22 protein-coding genes are annotated in these 22,542 nt (G+C 70.1%); 15 read left to right on the top strand and 7 right to left on the bottom strand.

Annotation, left to right across the window (positions count from 1 at the left end):
* Positions 1 to 119 precede the first annotated feature (119 nt).
* Both OG588_RS11535 and OG588_RS11530 read left to right on the top strand, forming a co-directional pair.
* On the top strand, positions 120 to 677 hold the full coding sequence (locus OG588_RS11535) for a SigE family RNA polymerase sigma factor (protein ID WP_405947200.1): 558 nt from the start codon (positions 120 to 122) through the stop codon (positions 675 to 677).
* Complete coding sequence (locus tag OG588_RS11530; protein ID WP_405947199.1) at positions 674 to 1,909, top strand: WD40 repeat domain-containing protein; 1,236 nt, start codon at positions 674 to 676, stop codon at positions 1,907 to 1,909. The genes OG588_RS11535 and OG588_RS11530 overlap by 4 nt, the downstream gene beginning before the upstream one ends.
* Before the next feature lie 30 nt (positions 1,910 to 1,939).
* On the opposite strand, the gene dapA is transcribed toward OG588_RS11530, so the two are convergent.
* Positions 1,940 to 2,845 (bottom strand): 4-hydroxy-tetrahydrodipicolinate synthase, encoded by a 906-nt coding sequence (gene dapA, locus OG588_RS11525; RefSeq protein ID WP_405947198.1) that lies wholly within the window; start codon positions 2,843 to 2,845, stop codon positions 1,940 to 1,942.
* A 75-nt stretch (positions 2,846 to 2,920) separates the two neighbouring features.
* Here dapA and lipB point away from each other — a divergent pair, with 75 nt between their 5' ends.
* From lipB to OG588_RS11500, 5 genes are all read left to right on the top strand, one after another.
* Entirely contained in the window at positions 2,921 to 3,592 is a 672-nt protein-coding gene (gene lipB, locus OG588_RS11520; RefSeq protein WP_405947197.1) for a lipoyl(octanoyl) transferase LipB, read from the top strand.
* On the top strand, positions 3,589 to 4,197 hold the full coding sequence (locus OG588_RS11515) for a hypothetical protein (protein WP_405947196.1): 609 nt from the start codon (positions 3,589 to 3,591) through the stop codon (positions 4,195 to 4,197). The genes lipB and OG588_RS11515 overlap by 4 nt, the downstream gene beginning before the upstream one ends.
* A gap of 115 nt (positions 4,198 to 4,312) precedes the next feature.
* Positions 4,313 to 4,450, top strand: coding sequence for a hypothetical protein (locus OG588_RS11510; RefSeq protein WP_405947195.1), 138 nt, complete (start codon positions 4,313 to 4,315; stop codon positions 4,448 to 4,450).
* Positions 4,447 to 5,190, top strand: coding sequence for a hypothetical protein (locus OG588_RS11505; RefSeq protein ID WP_405947194.1), 744 nt, complete (start codon positions 4,447 to 4,449; stop codon positions 5,188 to 5,190). Before OG588_RS11510 ends, OG588_RS11505 begins: the two co-directional genes overlap by 4 nt.
* Positions 5,191 to 5,270: 80 nt before the next feature.
* Positions 5,271 to 5,993 (top strand): antibiotic biosynthesis monooxygenase, encoded by a 723-nt coding sequence (locus OG588_RS11500; RefSeq protein WP_405947193.1) that lies wholly within the window; start codon positions 5,271 to 5,273, stop codon positions 5,991 to 5,993.
* Here OG588_RS11500 and OG588_RS11495 read toward each other — a convergent pair whose 3' ends face one another.
* A complete protein-coding gene (locus OG588_RS11495; protein ID WP_405947192.1) occupies positions 5,994 to 6,368 on the bottom strand; it encodes a hypothetical protein in 375 nt (124 codons plus the stop codon).
* Positions 6,369 to 6,593: 225 nt separating this feature from the next.
* Between OG588_RS11495 and OG588_RS11490 the strand changes: the two genes are divergently transcribed.
* Both OG588_RS11490 and OG588_RS11485 read left to right on the top strand, forming a co-directional pair.
* Entirely contained in the window at positions 6,594 to 7,220 is a 627-nt protein-coding gene (locus OG588_RS11490; RefSeq protein WP_405947191.1) for an ArsR/SmtB family transcription factor, read from the top strand.
* Between the two features lie 61 nt (positions 7,221 to 7,281).
* Positions 7,282 to 8,007 (top strand): SRPBCC domain-containing protein, encoded by a 726-nt coding sequence (locus tag OG588_RS11485; protein WP_405947190.1) that lies wholly within the window; start codon positions 7,282 to 7,284, stop codon positions 8,005 to 8,007.
* 74 nt (positions 8,008 to 8,081) lie between these two features.
* Here the strand turns inward: OG588_RS11485 and OG588_RS11480 are convergent, their stop codons facing one another.
* Complete coding sequence (locus OG588_RS11480) at positions 8,082 to 9,905, bottom strand: endonuclease/exonuclease/phosphatase family protein (protein ID WP_405947189.1); 1,824 nt, start codon at positions 9,903 to 9,905, stop codon at positions 8,082 to 8,084.
* Between the two features lie 343 nt (positions 9,906 to 10,248).
* Here OG588_RS11480 and OG588_RS11475 point away from each other — a divergent pair, with 343 nt between their 5' ends.
* Positions 10,249 to 11,685: a hypothetical protein gene (locus OG588_RS11475; RefSeq protein WP_405947188.1), complete on the top strand. Its 1,437-nt coding sequence runs from the start codon at positions 10,249 to 10,251 to the stop codon at positions 11,683 to 11,685.
* 57 nt (positions 11,686 to 11,742) lie between these two features.
* Here OG588_RS11475 and OG588_RS11470 read toward each other — a convergent pair whose 3' ends face one another.
* Positions 11,743 to 12,189: a hypothetical protein gene (locus OG588_RS11470; protein ID WP_405947187.1), complete on the bottom strand. Its 447-nt coding sequence runs from the start codon at positions 12,187 to 12,189 to the stop codon at positions 11,743 to 11,745.
* Positions 12,190 to 12,246: 57 nt separating this feature from the next.
* The gene (locus tag OG588_RS11465; protein WP_405947186.1) at positions 12,247 to 13,410 is read right to left on the bottom strand and encodes a hypothetical protein; all 1,164 of its coding nucleotides are present in this window, start codon (positions 13,408 to 13,410) and stop codon (positions 12,247 to 12,249) included.
* A gap of 436 nt (positions 13,411 to 13,846) precedes the next feature.
* Here OG588_RS11465 and OG588_RS11460 point away from each other — a divergent pair, with 436 nt between their 5' ends.
* From OG588_RS11460 to OG588_RS11445, 4 genes are all read left to right on the top strand, one after another.
* Positions 13,847 to 15,304, top strand: a complete 1,458-nt coding sequence (locus OG588_RS11460; protein WP_405947185.1) for an alkaline phosphatase PhoX — start codon at positions 13,847 to 13,849, stop codon at positions 15,302 to 15,304.
* Between the two features lie 353 nt (positions 15,305 to 15,657).
* Positions 15,658 to 17,241 (top strand): TROVE domain-containing protein, encoded by a 1,584-nt coding sequence (locus OG588_RS11455; RefSeq protein ID WP_405947184.1) that lies wholly within the window; start codon positions 15,658 to 15,660, stop codon positions 17,239 to 17,241.
* A 109-nt stretch (positions 17,242 to 17,350) separates the two neighbouring features.
* Entirely contained in the window at positions 17,351 to 17,998 is a 648-nt protein-coding gene (locus OG588_RS11450; protein WP_266875895.1) for a GntR family transcriptional regulator, read from the top strand.
* 13 nt (positions 17,999 to 18,011) lie between these two features.
* Entirely contained in the window at positions 18,012 to 19,028 is a 1,017-nt protein-coding gene (locus OG588_RS11445; protein ID WP_405947183.1) for a 1-aminocyclopropane-1-carboxylate deaminase, read from the top strand.
* Positions 19,029 to 19,066: 38 nt separating this feature from the next.
* Here the strand turns inward: OG588_RS11445 and OG588_RS11440 are convergent, their stop codons facing one another.
* On the bottom strand, positions 19,067 to 20,518 hold the full coding sequence (locus tag OG588_RS11440) for an MFS transporter (protein ID WP_405947182.1): 1,452 nt from the start codon (positions 20,516 to 20,518) through the stop codon (positions 19,067 to 19,069).
* A gap of 137 nt (positions 20,519 to 20,655) precedes the next feature.
* Here OG588_RS11440 and OG588_RS11435 point away from each other — a divergent pair, with 137 nt between their 5' ends.
* A complete protein-coding gene (locus tag OG588_RS11435; RefSeq protein WP_405947181.1) occupies positions 20,656 to 21,237 on the top strand; it encodes a TetR/AcrR family transcriptional regulator in 582 nt (193 codons plus the stop codon).
* Between the two features lie 57 nt (positions 21,238 to 21,294).
* Here the strand turns inward: OG588_RS11435 and OG588_RS11430 are convergent, their stop codons facing one another.
* Positions 21,295 to 22,488, bottom strand: coding sequence for a TerD family protein (locus tag OG588_RS11430; RefSeq protein ID WP_405953094.1), 1,194 nt, complete (start codon positions 22,486 to 22,488; stop codon positions 21,295 to 21,297).
* Positions 22,489 to 22,542 lie beyond the last annotated feature (54 nt).

The raw sequence follows: 22,542 nt of genomic DNA, 5'->3' as shown, positions 1-22,542 counted from the left end.
GAATTCTCTCGTGCCGAACTTTCTCGCGCCCACAGGCATAGCGGAAGCTGTCCGCCCGCGTCCCAAGGATCACAGGGGCGGGGCATCGTGTGCCGTCGGGGAAGTGAGTGAAGGTGACGATGGATGCCGAAGGGCTGGAAGGTTTCCGGGACTTCGTGGACAACAGGTCGTCGGCGCTGCTGAGGACCGCCGTGCTGCTCAGCGGGGGAGACCGGTACGCCGGTGAGGATCTGCTGCAGAACGCGCTGGCCAAGGCGGCCGGGCGGTGGGAGCGGATCGACGAACCCGAGGCGTACGTACGGCAGATCCTCTACCGGCAGCAGGTCAGCCGGTGGCGGCTGAAGTGGCGAAGACGCGAACTGACCGTCGCCGAACCGCCCGAGACCCGCGCGGACACGGACGCCTCGTCCGCCGCCGAACTGCGCGTCGTGATGCGCGAGGCGCTGTCCCGGCTCACCGCCCGCCAGCGCACGGTCCTCGTGCTGCGCTACTTCGAGGACCTGCCGGAGGCCGACGTGGCCCGGCTGCTGGGCTGTTCCGTCGGCACCGTACGGTCCACCACCCACCGCTCCCTCGCCCGACTGCGCGTCCTCGCACCGGAGTTGGCCGCCCTGGGCCCGGCCGACGCCGAATCCTGGTCGTCCCGTGACCACTCGCCCGTGGAGGTGCGCCCGTGAACGTCGACGATCTCCTGCGCGACACGTTGCGCGAGCAGGCCGCCGAACAGCCCCCGGCGGGACCGGGGTTCGCCGACTGGGTGCTCGCCGTCCGCCGGCGCCGCCGTACCCGAAGGCTCGTGACCGTCGTCGCCGCCGCGGTCGCCGTGGCCGCCGTCGCGGTGGGCGTGCCGCTGCTCGACTCGGGGAAGAGCGACGTCCGTCCGTCGGGCGTGGTGGGCGGGGACAGGACGAGCGCCCATCCGAACCAGTCGCCGCCGCGTGAGCTGATCGCCGCCGGGAGCAGGGCACTTGCCGCCTACTACATCCCGACCACCGTCAAGAAGTCGGCCACGGAAAAGGTCACCGAGCGCACCTACTGGCTGTTCGACCGCAAGAGCGGCACCTATGTGAAGGCCGCCAAGTGGTCGTTCGTCGCCGTCGCCCCGGGAATGAAGACCGCCGCCGTCCTGGAACGGACCCTGCCCGCCTCCCGGATCGGCCTGCTCGACCTGGCCACCGGCGAGGTGAAGCGGTGGATGCCGGTCAGTCACAAGGTCGGTGGCCTGTCGTTCTCGGCCGACGGCCGGAAACTGGTCGCCACGACCTACACCTACAACCCCGACGCGAACTTCCAACCGGCGGATCCCAACGTCGGGGAGCCCGAAAAGCCGTCGAGCCGCACCGGTTTCTACGTCTTCGACGTGGCCTCCGGCAAGAGCACCTGGGGCGGGGTCGCGGTCGGCGGCCAGCGGGCGGACGGCCTGAACACCCTCATCAACAACCGCCAGGACTTCGCCTTCACCTCCGACGACAGATACGTCTGGGCCGGCGTCCCCTCCGAGGAAGTCAACAAGCTGTTCTACGACTTCACCGGCGCCGAGGTCCCCGCGCCGCAGAACGGCGACAAGTACCTGGTCTCGTACATCGACGCGGGCCTGTCCCCCGACGGCAAGCACGTCGCCGGTGACTTCGCTGGGGAGGCGTGGACCACCTCGTCGTACGTCATCGACTCCGCCACCGGCGAGAAGACCGAGATCCACGGGCAGGAACTGCTCGCCTGGGCCGACGACAAGTCGCTCATCGCCTGGGACATCGGGAAGGGGGATTCGGGGGCGGGGAAGAGCGAGTTCCATGCGCGGCTCGTGCTGGTCACCATCGGCAGCGACAAGGAGGTACCGCTGAGCGGCTTCCTGGGAGGCAGCACGGACGTCAGCGCCGGACGGTGGAAGCCCGTCTTCGCTCAACGCTGACGGACCGGCGCCGACTTGGCGCCGGTCCGGTCATACGGCGATGAACTCCTCGTACGCCGCCCGCAGCCCGTCGACCGCATCCCGGCCGGCGGGCCGCAGCGGAGCCCGGACCGAACCCCCGGGCAGGCCGAGGGAGTTGAGCAGCGCCTTGACCGTCACGGTGCCGGGCAGTCCCGCCGCCATCAGCAACTCGATGAGCGGTGTGGCACGTTGTTGGAGGCGGGCGGACACGGGGGTGTCGCCCGCCTCGAACACGTCCAGGATCGCCCGGAGTTGAGCCGGGACGACGTTCGCGACCGTGCTCACATAGCCCACCCCGCCCACCGCGTACAGCGCGAGAATGTGCTCGTCGCAGCCGGCGTAATACGCCAACTCCGTTCTGCCCAGCACCTTTTGGGCGCCCAGGAAGTCGTAGGAACAGTCCTTGACCGCGACGATCCTGGGGTGCTCGGCGAGCCGGATCATCGTCTCCGGTTCGATACGGGTGCCGGTGCGGCCCGGGATGTCGTAGAGCACGAGGGGCAGTCCCGAGGCGTGGGCGACCTCGCGGAAGTGTGCCTCCAGGGCGTCCTGCGGGGGTCGGCTGTAGTACGGCGAGACCACCAACACCCCGTCCGCGCCCGCCTTTTCGGCCTGCCGGGCGAGTTCCACGGTGTGCCGGGTGTCGAAGGTGCCCACACCCGAGACGAGCGGGACCCGGTCGCCGACGGCCTCGCGGACGGCCGTGATCAGCGCCGACTTCTCCGCGTCCGTCGTGGTCGGTGACTCACCGGTCGTCCCGGACAGCACGAGCCCGTCACAGCCCTCCGACACCAGCCGCGCGGCGAGGAGTTGAGCACCGGGGAGGTCGAGTTCCCCCGCCTCCGTGAAGGGCGTGATCATCGCGCACAGGGCGCGGCCGAAAGGGGGTGGGGCGGAGGGGGCCGTGTGTGTCATAGGAGTAGTCTCGGCAGAACGACAGTGAAGCACTACTTAATTCTTCTGCCGAATACCAATCAGGAATACTGCACAATGGGTGACATCGAGCGGTTCGACCTCGGCGAGGTGCCGTACGAGGAGGCCGTCGAGCGGATAACCCGCTGGGTCGGGCAGCGCCGCGCGGGCGAGATCCCCGACCGCCTCGCCCTGCTCACCCACCCGCCCGTCATCACCTACAGCGCCCGCACCCCGCCCGCCGAACTCCCCACCGACTCCCCGATCCCCCTGATCCCGGTCGACCGCGGCGGCCAGGCCACCTACCACGGCCCCGGCCGGCTGATCGGCTACCTGGTCCTCAACCTCCGCGAGCGCGGCCCCGGCGACATCGTGCGCCAGGTCGAGAACGCCCTGATCGACGCCTGCACCACCCTCGGTTTCGAGACGCTACGACGGGACACCCCACCCGGCGCCCAGTCCCTGGTCGGCGTGTGGACACCGGACGGCGCGAAGCTCGCCTCGATCGGGATGCTCCCCCACTCTCGGCTTCGCTCGAGCGGGAGGGGCCCCCATCGGGGCGGCGTGACGAGCCACGGCTTCGCCCTCAACATCACGTCCGACCTTGCGGAGTTCACCCGTTTCACGGCCTGCGGCCTGCCCGGCGTGACGATGACCTCCCTCGCCGAACTCGCGGCGGGCCAGGGCCGATCGGCCCCCTCGGAGGAAGAGGACAGGGACGCGGTCGCGAAGGCGTTGGGGGCGGCGTGACGGGGAAGGGCGACGCCGCGGGGGATCCCGCACGGCACCGCGACGAGGGCGTCCCGCTGGCCCGGTTCACCGGTCGGGTGCTGGTGGTCTGCCCCCGCTGCGGCGGCCGTGCGCTCGTGGTCCCGCGACCTGGCCTGCCCGCGCCCCGGTCCGCCATGGAACTGCTGTTCCAGCCGCGCCGGTTGGCGTGCGCCGGGTGCGGGGCCGTCGCCGACTGGAAAGCCGACACACGGGACAACGCCCTGGTCGGCGCCGAGCCGGGCGGCACCGAGGACCCCTTCTTCCGTCGGCCGCTCTGGCTCCAGACCCGCTGCGCCGGCCACATCCTGTGGGCCTACAACGAGGAACACATCGACGCCCTCTCGGCCTACGTGGGCGCGCAGTTGCGCGAACGGGGCCGACTGTCACCGACGCTGGCGATGTTCGCGCGGCTGCCGGCCTGGATGAAGACCGCCGAACACCGCGCCGAGATCCTGACCGGCCTGAAGACGTTGCGAGACCTGGCCGACCGTTCGACCCCCGCCGACCGCTCCGACGCCGCGCACGAACACGGCGACCGCCCCCGGCCGTACAGGAGTCTCTACTTCCGGGGCGGCCCCTACTAGCGCTCCGCGCCCCGAGCATCAAGGCCCTATGTCCAACTGGCCCTTTCATGGGTCACCATGGCCAGGAAGGTCACAGACGTGGGAAGTTGATCGACCCCTGGTCACGGGAGGCGTCATGAAGCTCGGCAAGGCACTGGCCACCGGAGTAGCCGAAGAGCGGCCGCAGATTCACGAGGAAGAGCTCGAACTCCCCGAGAGCGCGGCGGAGTTCACGCGGGAGAAGGCGCCCGAAGAGGTTCCGGCCGCCCGATGAGGCTGCGGCTCCCCGAGGAACGTCCGACGGAGCCGCCGACCGGATTCAAGATCGCCCACCCGGTGCTGTCCCAGGACGGCACCCGGGCCGGGTTCACCGGTGTGTCGCTGGGCGGCGCGCTGCCGTACGGAGTCATGGCCGACGCGTCCTGCGTCTACGGCAGCCGGCACCGTTCGCCCGCGCGGCGCTGCGACTGCGGCTTTCACTGTGTGCACGAACGGGCCACCGCGGAAGCCCTGTTGTGCATCGCCGAGCACCGCGCGGCGGTCCTCCTCGACATCACCGTCCTCGGCACCTACATCCGCTTCGAACTCGGCTTCCGCTACGCCCGCCAGCGCATCCGCACCGCCACCGTCGGTCCCTGCGCCTGCGGCGCGCGAGCCGTCGCGCTCGCCGACGCCGGTTGGGGCAGGCCCGGTTGGCGCGCCCTGGCCGCCGCGTGCGCGGGCTGCGTCCACGGCCGTACGTCCGTCTCACTCGCCACGTTCGCCCGGCTGGCCGGGGACGGGCTGCGGGTGGTGGCCGGGAGCGGCGCCCCAGGAGGCCCGGGAGGCCCAGGCGACCCGGGAGATCCAGGCGACCCGGGAGATCCAGGCGACCCGGCGGCGACCGTCGACCCCGGGCTTCCCGAAGGGCTCGGCGTGCCCGAACTCGTCGCGGAGGCCGCCCTGTTGCAGGCCCGGCTCGACTGGTTCCAGAGCCGGTTGGCGCGGCTGGAAGGGGGCGGGGCACAGCAGTAGGGAGCGGGCCTTGACCTCAACTCTGGTCGAGGTTGAAGGCTGCTCGGTACACGCACCCGTACCGAGCACCGGAGGCCCGCATGACCACCCGCCGAACCGACTCCCACCCCGACCTCGCCGACCCCCGCGTCGGCGCCCCCTTCTTCAGCACCTGGCGCGTGGGAACACCCCTGCGCCAACGGCAGTCCGTGGAGGCGATCGCCGGTGCCTGGGAGCGCCGCCCCTGGCCCGCCGGCGACCTCCTCGGCTACCACGTGTACACCGGCCACGACGCCTCCACCCTGCTGCACTACGCGCAGTGGACGAGCGAGCCGGCGTACGAGGCCTTCGTCAAGACCCGCCGTCAGGAGCGCGTCGACGAGATCGACACCGCCGTACCGGGCATCGAGCGGCTCGGCCTCGGCCGCTACCGGCACTACCGCAGCGGTGGCGCTCCGGCGGACCGGGGCGGACGCATCCCCAGGCGCATCCCCGGCTGCATCGTGATCGTGGACATCGAGTTCGAGGGCCCCGACCCCGACCGCCAACGCGCCTGGGTGGACGCCGTGTTCGAGGCCCTGGAGAACGAACCCGCGCCGCACCCCGGCGGCATCTCCGCCCACTTCCACCTCTCCACCGACGGCACCCGCGTCCTCAACTACGCGGAGTGGGACAGCGCCCAGTCCCACATCGAGGCCCTCGCGGCCCCCGGCGACGGCATCGGCTCCGCCACCGAGCTGTGGCAACGCGTCCAGACCTGGCCGGGGTTGAAGAGCACCACGGTCAGCCGCTACGACCACGCGCTCGGGCTCGTCGCCGACTGATCACGGTGCTGCGGTGCGGTACCGGTGGTACTCGGCCTCGGCGCTCGCGTCCAGGAACGTCGCCTGCTGCCACCGGGCCTGGTCGTAACCGTCGCTCCCGCGCCAGGTGTGAACGATGCCGCAGAGCTGGTTCCAGTACTCCCTGATCATGCCGAGTCGCCGCTTCTCCTTGGCGATCCGCTCGCTCTCGGCCGACGCCGGGGCGGGAGTGAGCGGTCGGGCCGAGGGGTCGGCGATGCGCACTTTCTCGGTGCCTCGGATCTCCGATTCGATCGCCGGCACCGGGGCGGACACCGCCTCGACGAGAGCCGCGGCCGTGCGGTGCTCCTCCGTGCCGCTGTCGTGAGCCCGCCGCAGCGATTCGAGACGCGGCACCAGAAAGTCGTAGATCGCTCAGGCGTCCTCCGCCGTGGCGTCCTCGGCGAGGCGCGGTGTGCGCTCCGGATCGGTGCTCATCACTGGATCCCCCTGGTCGATGTGGCGTCGTGGCGTCGCCCCCCCCGCGCGGAGCGGGACCCGTAAAGAATGGCGCCCCCCGGCACCCCCACCGACAATCTCACCCCCCTGGACAAAAAAAGTGTTCGGTGAGACGGTGGACGCATGCTGGACGTCACCGTGATCGAGGACCCCGAGGCCGCAGCCGTCTCGCTGGACCCCATAAGGGCCCGCCTGCTCGCCGAGCTGGCGGGTGGACCCGCGTCGGCCACCATGCTGGCCGGCAAGGTCGGACTGCCCCGGCAGAAGGTGAACTACCACCTCAAGGCGTTGGAACGGCACGGCCTGGTCGAGCTGGACGGCGAGCGGCGCAAGGGCAATGTCACCGAGCGGATGATGCGGGCGACCGCCGCGTCGTACGTCATCTCGCCGCTCGCGCTCGCCGCCGTGCAGCCGGACCCGGACCGGTTCCGCGACCAGCTCTCCGCGCGCTGGCTGCTGGCGCTCGGCGCCCGGCTGGTGCGGGACGTCGGTTCGCTGATCACCGGCGCGACCAAGGCTCACCAGCGGCTGGCGACCTACGCGCTGGACGGCGAGGTGCGCTTCGCGTCCGCCGCCGACCGGGCCGCGTTCATCCAGGAGCTGACCGCCGGGGTGAGCGCCCTCATCCGCAAGTACGACGCGGGTGACGCAGAGGAGGGGCGCGACCACCGGATCGTCGTGGCCGTCCACCCCACGCTCAAGACGCCACCCACCCCAGAACTGGACCAGCAGAACCAGCAGAGCCAATAGAGCCAATAGAGCCAGTAGAACCCGTAGAACCCGTAGAACCCGTAGTACTCAGGAGTCAGCCATGTCCAAGGAATTCGAGATCGTCTACGAGTTTGAGGTCGACGCCACGCCGGGGGAGGTGTGGGACGCCATCACGTCCGGTACGGGCGGGTGGCTGTGGCCGATGGAGTTCGACGGGGAGAAGCGGGTCGGGCCCTTCGGGTCCACGCTCACGAACTTCGACCCGCCGCACCGGCTCACCGCCCTCAGTGAGGATGTGGGCTTCCCCACCCAGAGTCTCAACCAGATCGACGAGACCATCGAGCCCCGTGACGACGGCCGGCGGGCCTGGGTGCGGTACGTGCACAGCGGGATCTTCACCGACGACTGGGACAACCAGTACGACGGCGCGCGCAAGCACAACGCGTTCTATCTGCACACCCTGCGGGAGTACGTCACCCACTTCGCGGGTCGGCCAGTCGCGTTCGCGACGTTCGACGGCCCCGACGCCTCAACCGCCGCCGACGCCTTCGGAGTTGTCGGCCGGGCGCTCGGCCTCGCGGACGACACCGAGCAAGGGACACGGATCCAGGCGCGCGGTCCCGAGGGTCAACTCCTGGACGCCGTACTCGACTTCCGCGACCCGTACTTCATCGGACTGCGCACCGACAGCGCACTGATCCGCTTCTTCGGGCGCAACCACTGGGGCGCCCCGGTCGGCATCAGCGTCCACGACTTCGCCCCGGACGCCGACGCCAAGGCGAACGAACTCGCCTGGCGGAACTGGCTGGACGGGGCCTTCGCCTGACCTGGTGCAAGTCGGCGAGACCCCGTCCAACCACCCCCCCGTGCCCCCCGTGCCCCCCGTGGGCCCCGCGGGTGCTACGGCTGGAAGCGCAGCACCTGCGGGTCGTGGTCGCTGATCTGGTCGTTGAACTCCGAGTTGATGTGGACGCTGTCGTACTCGAAGCAGTCCTTGCGGATCGACGGGCTGATCAGGATCTGGTCCAGGACCTGCTGGTTGCCCTGGTAGTCGTACGTGTAACGCTCGTTCTTCGGCAGGGACTTGATCGCCGAGTACAGCTCGCCGTCGCCTTCGAGGATCTTCGCGGTGTCGGAGAACTCGAAGTCGTTCATGTCGCCGAGCGTGATCACGTCCGCGTTCTTCTGCGCGGCGAGGATCTCGTTGACGAAGGCGTTGACCGCCGTCGCCTGCGCGTGCCGCTGGGTCTCCGAGCTGCGGGTGACCGGCTGGTACTGGGCGGTCAGGGGCTGGTCGCCGCCCTTGGAGATCAGGTGGTTGGCGATCACGAAGACCGTCTTGCCCTTGAAGACGAACTCGCCCGCGAGCGGCTTGCGGCTCGCGCTCCAGGCCGCGTTGGCCGGGTCGATCCGGCCCGGGGACGCGGTGAGTTGGGCCTTGCCGTGCACCTTGGTGACACCGACGGCGGTCGTCGAGTCGCCGCCCGTGCGGTCGGTGAAGGAGACCCGCTCCGGGTTGAACAGGAACACCTGGCGGATGTTGCCGCCGGGCTCGCCGCCGTCCTGGTCGTTGACCGGGTTGATCGAGCGCCAGTCGTACTTCGGGCCGCCCGCCGCGACGATCGCGTCGATCAGCTTGTTCACCGTGACGCTCGCGTCGACCGTGCCGTCGTCCGTGGCACCGTTGTTGTCCTGGATCTCCTCCAGGGACACGATGTCGGGGGACTGGAGGTTGTTCACGATCGCGGCGGCGTGCGCGGCGAAGGTGCCGTCCGACGGGTCGAGGTTCTCGACGTTGTACGTCGCCACCGCGAGCTGGCTCTTCGACTGCTTCTTCGTCGTCTCGCGCTTGAGGCCCGCGCTCTTCACGGCGCCGATCTCGTTCGCGACGAGGGTGTAGCCGCCGTACTGGTTGAAGTCCAGCGGGCCGGCCGTGGTGCCGGTGAGCTTGTCGCCGACGTTGACGACCGGGAAGTCCGCAGTCGCGCCCAGGGACTGGATCTGCAGGCGCCCGCCGTTCTGGGAGTCGTAGGAGCCGTAGATCGTGCCACCGCGCTTGGTGGCGTTCTCGTGCGGCTTCACCGTGACCCACAGCTCCGCGTACGGGTCGGTCGCGGTGACCACGCGCGCGTCGGAGACCTGGACGTTCATGCCCTCAAGGGACTCGTAGTAGTCCAGGGCGTACTTCTTCGGCTGGAGCGTCAGCGCGTTGATCGAGCTGCTCGCGGCGGTGTCGCCGGCCGGCGTGTACTTGCTCGGCACGGACCGGTCGCTGATCACGACGGCGGCCGGAACGGCGTTGCCGCTGGAGACGACGGTGACCGTCGGCTTGGTGATCTCGGTCAGCGACTGGTTGCCCGTGGCGGCACCGCCCGGCACGTACTCGGAGACCGTGCCGGAGACGGTGACCGAGTCGCCGACGGCGACCTTCGGCGTGGAGCTGGTGAAGACGAAGACGCCCTCGCTCGTGGCCGGGTTGTCGTCCGGGGTCGCGTCCTGGAACCAGAACCCCTTCGACGAGCCGTACGTACGGACGCCCGTGACGATGCCCGGTACGTCCGCGACCTTCTGGCCGGCGTACGGGGATACCCGGGTCGTGCCCTGGATGTCATGGATGCGCACGCTGTCGGCGTGCGCGGGCGAGGTGAGAACGATCGTGGACGCCACGGAACAGACGGCGGCGACGGTGAGCGCGGCGAGACGCGCGGAGGACTTGCTCGGCAACGGGATCCCTCCGGGGACATGCATGAGTGCCGGGACGAGGGTGATGGAACAACAGGAACAGGTGAGAACAGGTAATACGGCGGTGGGAGCCGCGAACCGGTGGGGCGGTGGCGACGCGCGTAGAACTTACCTGGAATAGGTGTCCATGACATTTCTACGCGCGTCAATCTCATTGCGAGGCCGCCCAGTTGTCAAGGTTTCGGCCATGTACTCCTCGTGGCCGGAACATGAACCGGGCGGCATGGGGCGAAATCCGTCTAGGCTGAGCGGCTGAGTCGTGTGTCGTGTACGGCCGTCGTACAGCCGTCGTACGGCCTTCGAGGCGCCCTAGGAGAACCCACCGATGTCAGACAGCTCCCCCTTGCCGCCGGTGCGGCTGCACTCCGAAGCGGAGCTGGCGCGCGACGCGCTGTCCACACCCCTGCTCGCCCGGGCCGCACGGCTCGCCCGCTGGGCGGGGCCCGACACCCGCATCGACGCCGGTGGCAGCCTTGTCGACGAGCAACTGCCCGCCGCGGCCGAGCTCCTCGGTCTCACCGGCGAGGACGCCGCGGCCGACGCGAGCGAGGCCTGGCGGGTCGCCGTGGACACCGGGCTCGTCGAGGTCGTCGACGAGGAGGAGGGCACCGTGGCGGCGGGCGAGGAGCTGGCGCAGCTCACCTCCGGCTCGCCCGGCGATGTGCTTGCGGTGTGGCTCGGGGCCCTCGACACCCTTCTCGCGGACGCGAGCGTGCCCGATCTGGACGGTCTTGTCGACGCCATGGACGAGGGCGGCGAGGTCGATTTCTCGTCACTCGACTGGGATCCCGAGGCGGAGGCCGAGTTCCTCGACGGCGTCCTCGGCAACCTCTACCTCCTGACTGTCAACGAGGACGGCCCCGGCGACGGCCCCGTCCCGCTGCCTGCGCTCGCCGCCTCCATGATCGTGCCCAGCGACATGGGCGAGCCCACCAACGACGTCCTGGAACAGGTCTCCGACGCGATGATGCGCCTCGACGACCAGTTCCGGCTCCTCGAACCGGTCGGCATCGTCGAGTACCAGCCCGTCGACGAGGCCCTCATGGCCGACCCCGACGAGCTGACCGACGGACCCACCGCGCCCGTCGACGAGACCGACGTCACCCGCTACGGCATGGTCCGCCTCACCCCCCTCGGCCTCTACGGCCTGCGCGCCCGCCTCCTCGAAGCGGGCTTCGCCGCCCCCGCCGTAGGAGATCTCGCGGACAAGGGCGCGGACGCGCTGCTCGACGGGACGTCGACGTTCCCGCAGGCGGCCGCGCGGGCCGAGACCGAGCAGTGGCTGGCCGGTCGTGAACCCCTCGCCGCGGCACGGGAGTTGCTCGCCGCGGCCCGCGGCGCCGACACCGGCGCGCCGCTACGGCGGCTGCTCTGCCAGCAGGCACTCTCCCTCGTCGGCGACGAGGCCGAGCCCGCACTGCGCGAGGTGCTCGACGACCCCGAACTGGGCGGCCTCGCCCGCGTCTGGCTGAGCGAACACGGCGCGAGCGACGTCCCCGCGCCCTCCGAGGACCTGGTGTTCTGGCTGACCGTCGACACGGTCGCCGCGCAACTCGCCGCCGAGGGCAACTCCGAGGAGCTGCAAGCCCTGGTCGAGGGCCTGGCCCAGCAGCACAACGGCTTCTTCGCGGCGGCCTGGCGGGTCGACCACCCGGCGACCGCGGACGTCCTGGAGGCGATGGGACGCCTGCACCCCGACAAGCGGATCGCGAAGGAAGCGCGCAAGGCGGCCTTCAAGGCGCGCTCCCAGCAAGGGAATTGACGCGGAAAGCCGGAGTGTGGGGAGGTCGACCTCCCCACACCCCGACGGTTCACCGCCTCAGCAGTGGTAGCTCGTCGTGTGCTTGAACGACGAGGAGTCCCCGTTGAAGCCGTACGTACCCCGGTAGGCCGGCGGGTTCTGGAACTCGCCGACGAGGGTCATCGCGTTGGCATGGGCGCCCTGGCCGGTGCGCTTCGCGTCGAGACGGATCGTCTCGCCCATGAAGCCGCCCGTGATGTCCCAGGGGGCGCCGCTGATGCCGGAGGTGATCCGGCCGCCGGTCACGACGTGCGGGTACGTGTTGGGGTTGTACTCCACCTCGATGGCGAAGGTCATCGACCCGTTGTGCAGTTCCAGCTTGGTGGACGCGGAGGCCGCCTCGGCGGTCATGTCCTGCTGGGAGGCGAACGCCTCGTCACGCGTCTTTACTTCCGCGCCCTGGGGATTGTGGAAGCGGTGCTCGGAGCCGGTATGGCTCTTCTGCCGCTTGGCCTGCGTGGTCATGCTGATTCCCTCTTCCGGTACGGGTGTTGAGCGACCGTTACGGGTGCTGAGTGACCGTCAGGCCAGCTGCTCGGCGATCTCCACCCGCAGCAGTGCGCGGACGTTCTCGATGTGGTTGGCCACGGTGACGACCGAGGAGCCCGCGAAGAGCAGACCGGTCGCGACGTTGTCGAGGGAGGTCACCAGCGAACCGGAGTCGCCGCCCGCCGAGATGCTCGTCGTCAGGACCTGGTCCTTGAACCGGGCCGTGCCCGCCGTGCCGTAGCCGACGTCGATCGTGACGTCGGTCGCGATGATCCGGCCGAAGCTGATGTTCGTCGTACGGCCGGTCTTCTTCACCAGGTCGCCGACCGAGACGTTGGCCTTGCGCCGCCAGGCGCGCGGCGCACCGCTGAAGTGCTGCTCACGGGTGGCGTCCTGGAAGTCCACGGCGCCGAGCGCGCAGTCCACCACGTTGTTGTGGTGCTCCACCGGGATCTGCGGCGCGAACTGGATCGGGATGAACCGGTCCAGGGTCGCGAGGCGGTCGTCGGGGTCCGTGCCGCCGTCGTAGGCGCCGGGCTGAAGGATCGAACTCCCCAGCTGGGCGCGGTTGCAGTCGGCCAGCACGTGGTTGTTGGAGAGGACGTAGAACCTCGCGGGTGTGCCGAGGCCGGGGCCCGGCGGGTCCACGGAGGCGCCCGGCAGGAAGTCGTACACCACGCTGCCCAACGTGCCCGCGGTCACTCGCACGTTGCCGATCGAGACGCCTGAACGAGCCGGGCGCATACGGCGCTTGAGGAGCTGCGGCTCGAACTGGCCGAGCCCGCCCAGCTCTTCCAGCAACGGCTGCGCGAGGCCGGCGAGTTGCTCGGCCGTGCTGCCGTCGCTCCGGTAGGAGGTACCGCGGTCCTCGGAGCGGCCCGGGGTCCTGCGTTGCTGCTGCTGACGCTGCGCGGCGACATGGCCGACCGCGACGACGTCGGTGGGGGTGCCGTCGTCCATCGTCCGCGGGATGACATCCCGCTCGGGGAGCTGGGACTCCGGCACCTTCTGGGTCACGAACACCAGCACGGCCGCTTCGCCCGTGGCCTGTCCGTCGATCCACTTCACGCCGTGGCCGAAGCCGACGACGTTGGCCAGCGGCGACTGCGGCCGCAGGAAGTCTGAATTCGCTTGCCGGCGGGAGCTGTCACTCAGCTGGCCGCCGGTCGGTCCTCGCATCATCTCGGGCTGGCTCACGCCAGACCACCTCATCGGGTCACGGCTCTCGGTCCCTTATGGCTGCTGCGATCGCGCCTTCTCGAAAGGGCCGTTCAAGGGGGCACTTCCCGCTCACACGGGCCGGATTCGTGAACCGGCCCTCCGCGGTGTGCTCTTCAGGTCTATGGCCGGGGGGCAGGCAGAGTCAAGGCAATCTGAAATGAATCACGAATTTCGCCCCGATCCATACTTTCCGTCCGCTACACGCCCTTTGACCTTGCTTTCGAAGTGCCGCCCGGCCGATTCTTCCGGAGCGGATGACTTTTGGGTTTCGTGGGGGAGTACATACGGATTCATGGAAGAGGGACTGGCGATGTCGCTCGGCGTTCAACTCCCGTTCAGGCATGGGCGGGAGCGTGGCGCCGACCGAGGTCCGCCACCCTCCACGGCACACCCACCGTCACAGGAGACACGCATGTCGCTCACCCGCAGGGATTTCACCGCAAAGTCCGCGCTGACCGGTGCCGGGGTCGCGCTGGCGGGCAGCGTCGGCGCCCTCGCCACCGCGCCCAACGCCCTCGCCGCCACCGACACCGACAGTGAGGACTCGGCGGCCGAATACGGTCACGGGCACCAGCACCCCGGCGTCGGCTACGGCCCGCTGCTCGCCGACCCGGACGGCCTTCTCGCCCTCCCCGCCGGCTTCAAATACCGCGTCATCACCTACTGCGGGAAAACCAAGCTGGAATCGGGCGAGTTCACCCCCTCCAACCACGACGGCACGTCCACCTTCGACGGCCCGCGCGGCGCCACCCTCCTCGTCAACAACCACGAGCTGGCCGGCCCCCGCGCCCAGTGGCCCCACCCCGTCCCGCTCACCGAGGGCCTCGTCTACGACCCCGCCGGGGCCGGCGGCTGCACGGTCGTCGAGGTCCGCCGCGACCACGTCGCCGAGTGGGTCGGCATCGCCGGCACCGTCACCAACTGCGCGGGCGGCAACACCCCTTGGGACACCTGGCTCACCTGCGAGGAGACCGAGGACAAGGCCGGCACCAACGGCTTCACCAAGGACCACGGTTACGTCTTCGAGGTCGACCCGGTCGACCGTCGCGCCAACCGAAACCCCAAGCCCATCAAGGCACTTGGCCGCTACGCCCACGAGGCCGTCGTGGTCGACCCCAAGCGCGGCCACCTCTACCTGACCGAGGACGCGGCCAACCCCAACGGCCTCCTCTACCGCTGGACCCCGCCGGAGCACTTCCACCACGGCCGCGGCAAGCTGCGCACCCTCGCCGACGACGCGGGCGTCCTCCAGGCCTTCAAGTGCTTCGACTCCGGCGGCAAGTTCGTCGACGACCTCTCCCGCGCCACGAAGATCGGCACGGTCTACGGCGTCGACTGGGTCGACGTCCCCGACCGCGACGCCAAGACGACCTCCGTCCGCAAGCAGTTCGCCGCCGGTGAGATCACCCGCGCCCGCAAGCTGGAGGGCATGTGGTGGGGCGACGGCGGCACGTACATCGTCTCCTCGTTCGCCCGCACGGAGAGCCCCGTCCAGCACGACGGCGCCGTCTGGTTCTACGACCCCAAGCGCCGCACCCTCACCCTCAAGGTCCTCATCGGCGTCAACCCCGACCCGTCCGTGGACGGCGCGTTCGACGGCCCCGACAACATCACCGTCTCTCCCTACGGCGGCCTCGTCATCGCCGAGGACGGCGAGGGCGTCCAGCACCTGTTCGGCGCGACGGACAGCGGACGCACGTACCCGATCGCCCGTAACGAACTCAACATCGGCACCGAAGAGAAGCCGGAATACAGTGAGTTCACCGGCGTGACCTTCTCACCCGACGGCAAGACGCTCTACGCCAACATCCAGACTCCGGGGATCATGCTGGCGATCACGGGGCCGTGGAAGCGGCAGAAGCGCGGCTGAACTCCCGTACGGAATTAATTGGTTGGCCCCTCCAGAGCTGCGCCTCCTACTCTGAGATCACAACAGCACGCACCTCCCGGTGCGCAGGCGGCGGTTACTTCGTTGTGATCGAAAAAGACACCGCAGCCGTTCTTGATCTCGGGAGGCGCAGCTCATGGTGGGTGCCCGGTGCGCAGGCAACGGTTACTTCATTGGGCCAGACGGTTGCGGGTTCGAGTCCCGTCATCGACTTCGGGTCGGTGTAGCTCAATTGGGTAGAGCATCTGATAAGTCCGTCGCCGCTCTCTGATCTCGGGCATCCACCTTCCGCTGCGTCTTCCTCCGAAACACCAAGGAATTCGGGGGAATTCACCATGGCGCGATTCAACACCAAGGCGGCGAAGACCCAGCCCACTTCGCGCGTCACCTCCACGGGCCGAGTGCTCCGTACCTACCAGGGCGGCCGAGGCAGTGAGCGCGACGCGCGCTCCGAGCTTTTTCTGCTCGCCGTCGCCAACTTCGTCTCCCAGCAGACCTTTTACGAGACCGGCGCCGACCGCGACGACCGCTTCGCCACGCTCGTGCGCGAGCTCGCCGTCACCGACCCGGCCTGGACGGCCGGCCTCCTCGGCTGGCTGCGCGGCGAGGGCAACCTCCGTACGGCCTCCCTCGTGGGCGCCGCCGAGTACGTGAAGGCCCGCCTCGACGCCGGCGCGACCGACGGCCCCTCGAACCGACAGGTCGTCGACTCCGTGCTCCGGCGCCCGGACGAGCCCGGCGAGCTGCTCGCGTACTGGACCACGCGCTACGGCCGCGCCATCCCGAAGCCCGTCAAGCGCGGTGTCGCCGACGCCGTACGGCGTCTCTACGGCGGCAAGTCGCTGCTGAAGTACGACACCGCGGCCAGGGGCTACCGCTTCGGCGACATCCTCAACCTGGTGCACGCGGCGCCGGACCCGGACAAGGCGTGGCAGGGCGAGCTGTTCCAGTACGCGCTGGACCGGCGGCACCACCCGGACACCGCCGTACCGCCCGCGTCGAACCAAGTCCTCACCGCGCACCGCGAGTTGATGGCGCTGCCGGTCGAGCGGCGACGCGCTGTCGTCACCGCGGCCGACGGCGCGGAGCGGCTCGCGGCGGCCGGGATGACGTGGGAGGCGCTGGCCGGCTGGCTCCAGGGGCCGATGGACAAGGCGGCCTGGGAGGCGGCCATCCCGTCCATGGGTTCGATGGCGCTGGTCCGGAACCTCCGGAACTTCGACGAGGCCGGGGTCTGCGACGAGGTCGCGGCCCGGGTCGCGGCGAAGATCAGCGACCCGGCGGAGGTCGCGCGCTCGCGGCAGTTCCCCTTCCGGTACCTCGCCGCGTACCAGCACGCGCCCTCGCTGCGCTGGTCGTACCCGCTGGAGCAGGCGCTCGGCCACTCGCTGGCCAACGTGCCCGCGCTGCCGGGCCGCACGCTGGTGCTCGTGGACCGCTCGGGCTCGATGTTCTTCTCGCGGCTGTCCGACCGCTCGGAGCTCAACCGGGCCGACGCGGCGGCGATCTTCGGCACGGCGCTCGCGCTGCGGGCGGCGGACGCGGACCTCGTCGAGTTCGGCACCACGAGCAAGCGCCTGGACTTCGGCGCGGGCGAGTCGGTGCTCAGGATCCTGGGCCGCTTCGGCGACCTGGGCGGCACCGACACCACCTCGGCGGTCCGCTCGCACTACCGGGGTCAGGACCGGGTGCTGATCGTCACCGACGAGCAGTACGAGTACAGCCGGCACGGCGACCCGACCGCGCAGGTACCGGCCGGGGTGCCGGTTTACACCTGGAACCTCGCCGGGTACCGGGCAGGCCACGGCCCGTCCGGCACCGCCAACCGGCACACCTTCGGCGGCCTCTCGGACGCGGCCTTCCGGATGGTGCCGCTGCTGGAGGCGGCCCGGGACGCGGACTGGCCCTGGGCGGCCTGAAGTGAGACATGTGGCCCGCACCCACACATGGGTGCGGGCCACACCCATGTGTGGACGAGGGTGTGGGCGCACCATTGACATCTAACATTTCAGTTCTACTATTCGGTTCATGGAAGCCCTACGGCCCGTCCCGCGCACCCTTCTCCGCGACCGCGCCTACGAAGCGATCCGCGACGCCATCGTGGCCGGGGAGATCGAGCCCGGGTCCGTGGTGCGGGACGCCGATCTCGCCGAGCGGCTCGGGTTGTCGCGGGCGCCGGTACGCGAGGCGTTCTCGCGGCTGGTGGAGGAGGGCCTGCTGGAGAGCAAGCCGCAGAGCTACACCCGGGTGACGCCGGTGGTGGCCGCCGAGGTGCGGGACGCCGCCGCCGTGGTCGGGGCCATGCACGAGTTGGTGACGCGCGTCGCCGTACCCCTCTTGCGGGACACGGACGTTGACGTGATGCGCGCGGCCAACGACCGGTTCGCCGCCGCCGTGGCCGCCGGTGACGTGGACGCGGCCCTGCGCGCCGACGACGAACTCCACGACGTACCGGTGCGGGTGAGCGGCAATCGCGCCGCCGCCGCCACCATCGCCCGTTACACCCCGCTCATCCGCCGACTGGAGCGACGACGCTTCGGTGAGGGCGGCTCCTGCCGCTCGGCCGGACTGCACGAGCGGCTGATCGAGGCCTGCGCCGAAGGTGACACGGACGGTGCGGTCCGCGTCACGGCCGACATCTGGCACACCCTCGCGGACCTGGCCGACGCCGACTGACCCTGGAGAACTCATGTCCCTTTCCTCGTACGACCGTTACCCCCTCCTCTTCGGCCCCTCGCCCGTCCACCCGCTGGAGCGCCTCACCGCACACCTCGGCGGCGCAGCCCTCTGGGCCAAGCGCGAGGACTGCAACTCCGGTGTCGCGTACGGCGGCAACAAGACCCGCAAGCTGGAGTACCTCGTCGCCGACGCCCTCGCGAAGGGCTGCGACACCCTCGTCTCGATCGGCGGCGTGCAGTCCAACCACACCCGCCAGGTCGCGGCCTGTGCCGCCCGCGCCGGGCTCAAGTGCGTGCTGATCCAGGAGAGTTGGGTGGAGTGGCCCGACTCCGTCTACGACAAGGTCGGCAACATCCTGATCAGCCGCCTCGCCGGAGCGGACGTACGGCTGGTGAAGGCCGGGTTCGGCATCGGCTTCAAGGAGAGCTGGGAGCAGGCTCTGCGCGAGGTCGAGGAGGGCGGCGGCAAGCCGTACGCCATCCCGGCCGGCGCCTCCGACCACCCGCTCGGCGGCCTCGGCTTCGCCAACTGGGCCCACGAAGTCGCCCAGCAGGAAGAGGAGTTGGGCGTCTTCTTCGACACGGTGGTGGTGTGCTCGGTGACCGGCTCCACCCAGGCCGGCATGGTCGCGGGGTTCAAGGCCATCGAGGAGGCGGGCGGGCGTGAGCGCCGGGTGCTCGGCATCGACGCCTCGGCGAAGCCCGCCGAGACCCGCGAGCAGGTGGCCCGCATCGCCCAGGGCACCGCCCAACTGATCGGTATCAAGCGCGAGTTGACCCTCGACGACGTCGAACTGGACGACCGCTACCACGCCGGCATCTACGGCATCCCCGACGAGACCACCCTGGAGGCGATGCGCCTCGCCGCCCGCACCGAGGGGATGGTCACCGACCCCGTCTACGAGGGCAAGTCCATGGCAGGGATGATCGACCTGGTCGCCCGCGGTGAGATCGCCGCCGACTCCACAGTCCTGTACGCCCACCTCGGCGGCCAGCCCGCGCTGAACGCGTACAGCGCGCTGTTCTAGGCGGTCCCAGCAGTCCCCCTCAGTCCCCTCAGTCCTCTCTAGGCAGTCCCCTCGGCCCGCTCGGGTTTCCTGCCGGTGATCACGAGCGCCGACACCAGCAGCGCGACCAGGGCGATCAGCGCGCCGACGCCGAACGCCCTGGCCGACCCGTGGACGAGGATCTCGGACGGTGACCCGGTCGCGTGCCGGGTCGCCGTGCCGAAGACCGTGACCAGGATGGACAGTCCGAGGGTGCCGCCGAGCCACTGAAGGGTCTGGAGGAGACCCGACGCGGCGCCCGCCTCACGCGGCTCGATGCCCGCGAGGATCGTCACGTTGAGCGGCATGAAGCTGAGGCCGACGCCCAGGCCCATCAGGAACAGGGGGCCCAGCAGGCCGGTCAAGTAGCCGTCGCCGGGGCGGAGTTGCCACAGCCACGTCGCCGACGCGACGAGCACGGCCATGCCGGTGAGCAGGATCGGCTTGGCGCCGAAGCGGGCCAGCAGGCGCGGTACGAGACGCACGACCGTGAACATCGCCAGCGTCATCGGCAGGAACGCGAAGCCCGCGCGCAACGGGCTGTAGTCCAGGACACGTTGGCTGATCAAGGTGAGGAAGTAGAACGCGCCGAACATGCCCGCCGGCAGCAGCAGGACGCCCGCGTAGCCGCCCGCGCGGTTGCGGCTCGTGAACAGGCGCAGCGGCATGATGGGTTGGGCGGCGCGGGACTCGACCAGGGTGAAGCCCGCCAGCAGGGCCGCCGCGAAACTGAACCCCAACTGCGCCTGCGTATCGCCCCAGCCGTCCGAGGAGACCCGGATGAACGCGTACACCAGCGAGGTCATCCCGGCGGTGCCGGTGAGCGCGCCCGCCGCGTCGAACCGGCCCGCGTGGCGCGGTGGTTCGGCGACGAAACGGGGAAGGGCGGTGGCCACCGCGACGCCGATCGGCACGTTGATCAGCAGGGCCCAGCGCCAGGACGCCCAGGAGGTGAGCATGCCGCCGATGACCAGGCCTATCGAGGCGCCGATGCCCGCCATGGAGGAGTAGATGCCGAGCGCATGGTGACGGCGCGGGCCCTCCGGGAAGTTGGTGGTGATCAGGGCGAGCGTGTTGGGTGCGATGAGCGCGGCGCCCACGCCCTGTAGTGCGCGGGCCGCGAGCAGCCAGGCGCTGTCGGTGGCGAGTCCGCCGAGCAGGGAGGAGGTCGCGAAGAGGAGGACGCCGATCGTGAGCGTACGGCGGCGGCCCACGATGTCTCCGACCCGGCCGCCCAGCAGAAGCAGCCCGCCGAAGGCGAGCGTGTAGGCGTTGAGGACCCAGGACAGGCCGGTGGGGCTGAAGTCGAGGTCCTTCTGGATGTCCGGCAGCGCTACGTTGACGACAGTGGAGTCGACGCCGACCATCAAATAGGCCGTGACGACGACGAAGAGGACGGTGCCGAGCCTGGCGGTTCGGGGTGGTGCGGAGAGAGGATCGGCGGTGGTGGACGGTGCGGACGGGGTGGACATGTAGTTCTCCCGGTCTGGCGTCCCCGTGTGAAAGGCGTGCGGGCAGCACGGACTGCCCGCAGTGGTAAGCGGGGACTGTCTCCGTTTAGTACTCGGTAAGATACGGAGACGGTCCCCGGTTCGCAAGGAGTATCTGGATGGCGCAGGTCAGACCCATGCGCGCGGACGCCCGGCGCAACTACGACCGACTGCTGAAGGTGGCGGCGGAGGCTTTCGCCGAGCACGGGGAGAACGCGTCCCTCGACGACATCGCCAAGCGTGCGGGCGTCGGGTCAGGGACGCTGTACCGGCATTTCCCCACCCGGCAGGCGCTGTTGGAGGCGGCCTACGTCGACCGGATCGAGGCGCTCGGGACCCGCGCCGACGAACTCGCGAAGGAACTGCCTCCGGGCGAGGCGCTGGCCGAGTGGTTGTACGAGGTGTGCGTCGGCACGATCCAGGTGCGCGGCATGAAGGCCCTGCTGGGCTCGGCCGTCGCGGACGGCAGCAATCGCGCGCTCACGGTCTGCGGTACGCATATGAAGAGCGCGGCGCAGCGGCTGGTGGAGGCGGCACAGCGGGAGGGGACCCTGCGTCAGGACATCGAGCCGATCGAGGTCCTGCGGCTCGCCCACGGGGTGTCGACGGCCTCGGAGTTGGCGAACGGGCAGGGGAAGCACATCCGCCGCTACCTGTCCCTGCTGACGGAGGGCCTACGGCCCGCTGCCGGGTCGGAGTGAACGCCGGGCGCCCCTCGGAAGGGGCGCCCGCAGCGGTCGTAGGACTGTGTGGGGTGGTTACAGCGCTTGGGCCGCCGGCTTCACCATGCCGCGCACCGTGCGGGACTTCACGAAGTCGCCCATCGCCGTCATGTCCCACTCGCCGGTGAACTGCTTGACCAGCTTCGCCATCATCACGCCCGTTTGGGACTCGGCGTTGGTGAGGTCGAAGCGGACCAGTTCCTCGCCGGTCGCGGCGTCCAGGAGGCGGCAGTAGGCCTTGGCGACCTCGGTGAACTTCTGGCCGGAGAAGGAGTTGACCGTGAAGACCAGGCCGGTGACCTCCTGGGGGATGCGGCCGAGGTCGACCACGATCACCTCGTCGTCACCGCCGCCCTCGCCCGTCAAGTTGTCACCGGAGTGCTTGATCGCGCCGTTCAGGATCGAGAGCTTGCCGAAGTAGCAGCTGTCGACGTGGTTGCGCTGCGGGCCGTAGGCGATGACCGAGGCGTCCAGGTCGATGTCCTTGCCGCGGTACGCGGGCTCCCAGCCGAGGCCCATCTTGACCTGGGAGAGGAGCGGACGGCCGCCCTTGACCAGGGAGACGGTCTGGTTCTTCTGGAGGCTGACGCGGCCCTTGTCGAGGTTGATCTTTCCGGCGCCCAGCGGGGGTGCGGCGGGCGGCGGTGGGGGAGTCACGGCAGCCTGCGGTACGGGAGGCGCCACCGGGGTCTGCACCGTGGGGGTGGGCGGGGCCACCGGCGCCGGTGTCGGAGCCGGCTCCTCCACCGAGACGCCGAAGTCGGTGGCGATGCCCGCCAGGCCGTTGGCGTATCCCTGGCCGACCGCGCGGGCCTTCCAGACGCCGTTGCGCAGATAGATCTCGACGACCACGAGTGCCGTCTCGGCGCCGAGCTGCGGGGGTGTGAAGGTGCCCAGCACGCTGTTGTCGTCCGCGTTGCGGATGGTGGCCGTGGGCTCGATGCCCTGGAAGCTCTGGCCGGCCGCGTCCGGGCTGGCGGTGACGACGATCTTCTCGATGCCCGGCGGGACGGCGCCGGTGTCGACGGTGATCGCGTCGGGTGCCGTACCGCCGCCTGAGCGGTAGGTCACGCCGGGGCCCGTCGGCTGGTTGTAGAAGATGAAGTCGTCGTCGGAGCGCACCTTGCCGTCGCCCGTGAGCAGCAGGCCCGATACGTCGAGCCGCACCGGGGCGGCGACGTCCACCGTCACGCGCGCGGCGGAGAGAGGGATGTTCGAGCCGGGGGTCATAGCTGTCATGACTCGTGAACGACCGAGACCATTTTGCCGTTCCCTTACCAAGCG

The sequence above is a fragment of the Streptomyces prunicolor genome (assembly GCF_045162825.1).
In the GTDB taxonomy this organism is placed as follows: Bacteria; Actinomycetota; Actinomycetes; order Streptomycetales; family Streptomycetaceae; genus Streptomyces; species Streptomyces prunicolor.
This window is presented reverse-complemented; position numbering and strand designations above follow the sequence as displayed.

What these genes read in the sequence shown, in the direction of transcription:
- OG588_RS11470 (WP_405947187.1), bottom strand. Translation starts at nt 12,189, where the DNA reads ATGACCACGCAGGCCAAGCGGCAGAAGAGCCATACCGGCTCCGAGCAC.
- OG588_RS11430 (WP_405953094.1), bottom strand. Translation starts at nt 22,488, where the DNA reads ATGACCCCCGGCTCGAACATCCCTCTCTCCGCCGCGCGCGTGACGGTG.
- OG588_RS11510 (WP_405947195.1), top strand. Translation starts at nt 4,313, where the DNA reads ATGAAGCTCGGCAAGGCACTGGCCACCGGAGTAGCCGAAGAGCGGCCG.
- OG588_RS11450 (WP_266875895.1), top strand. Translation starts at nt 17,351, where the DNA reads ATGGAAGCCCTACGGCCCGTCCCGCGCACCCTTCTCCGCGACCGCGCC.
- OG588_RS11455 (WP_405947184.1), top strand. Translation starts at nt 15,658, where the DNA reads ATGGCGCGATTCAACACCAAGGCGGCGAAGACCCAGCCCACTTCGCGC.
- OG588_RS11445 (WP_405947183.1), top strand. Translation starts at nt 18,012, where the DNA reads ATGTCCCTTTCCTCGTACGACCGTTACCCCCTCCTCTTCGGCCCCTCG.
- OG588_RS11475 (WP_405947188.1), top strand. Translation starts at nt 10,249, where the DNA reads ATGTCAGACAGCTCCCCCTTGCCGCCGGTGCGGCTGCACTCCGAAGCG.
- OG588_RS11500 (WP_405947193.1), top strand. Translation starts at nt 5,271, where the DNA reads ATGACCACCCGCCGAACCGACTCCCACCCCGACCTCGCCGACCCCCGC.
- lipB (WP_405947197.1), top strand. Translation starts at nt 2,921, where the DNA reads ATGGGTGACATCGAGCGGTTCGACCTCGGCGAGGTGCCGTACGAGGAG.
- OG588_RS11435 (WP_405947181.1), top strand. Translation starts at nt 20,656, where the DNA reads ATGGCGCAGGTCAGACCCATGCGCGCGGACGCCCGGCGCAACTACGAC.
- dapA (WP_405947198.1), bottom strand. Translation starts at nt 2,845, where the DNA reads ATGACACACACGGCCCCCTCCGCCCCACCCCCTTTCGGCCGCGCCCTG.
- OG588_RS11460 (WP_405947185.1), top strand. Translation starts at nt 13,847, where the DNA reads ATGTCGCTCACCCGCAGGGATTTCACCGCAAAGTCCGCGCTGACCGGT.
- OG588_RS11485 (WP_405947190.1), top strand. Translation starts at nt 7,282, where the DNA reads ATGTCCAAGGAATTCGAGATCGTCTACGAGTTTGAGGTCGACGCCACG.
- OG588_RS11505 (WP_405947194.1), top strand. Translation starts at nt 4,447, where the DNA reads ATGAGGCTGCGGCTCCCCGAGGAACGTCCGACGGAGCCGCCGACCGGA.
- OG588_RS11440 (WP_405947182.1), bottom strand. Translation starts at nt 20,518, where the DNA reads ATGTCCACCCCGTCCGCACCGTCCACCACCGCCGATCCTCTCTCCGCA.
- OG588_RS11535 (WP_405947200.1), top strand. Translation starts at nt 120, where the DNA reads ATGGATGCCGAAGGGCTGGAAGGTTTCCGGGACTTCGTGGACAACAGG.
- OG588_RS11490 (WP_405947191.1), top strand. Translation starts at nt 6,594, where the DNA reads ATGCTGGACGTCACCGTGATCGAGGACCCCGAGGCCGCAGCCGTCTCG.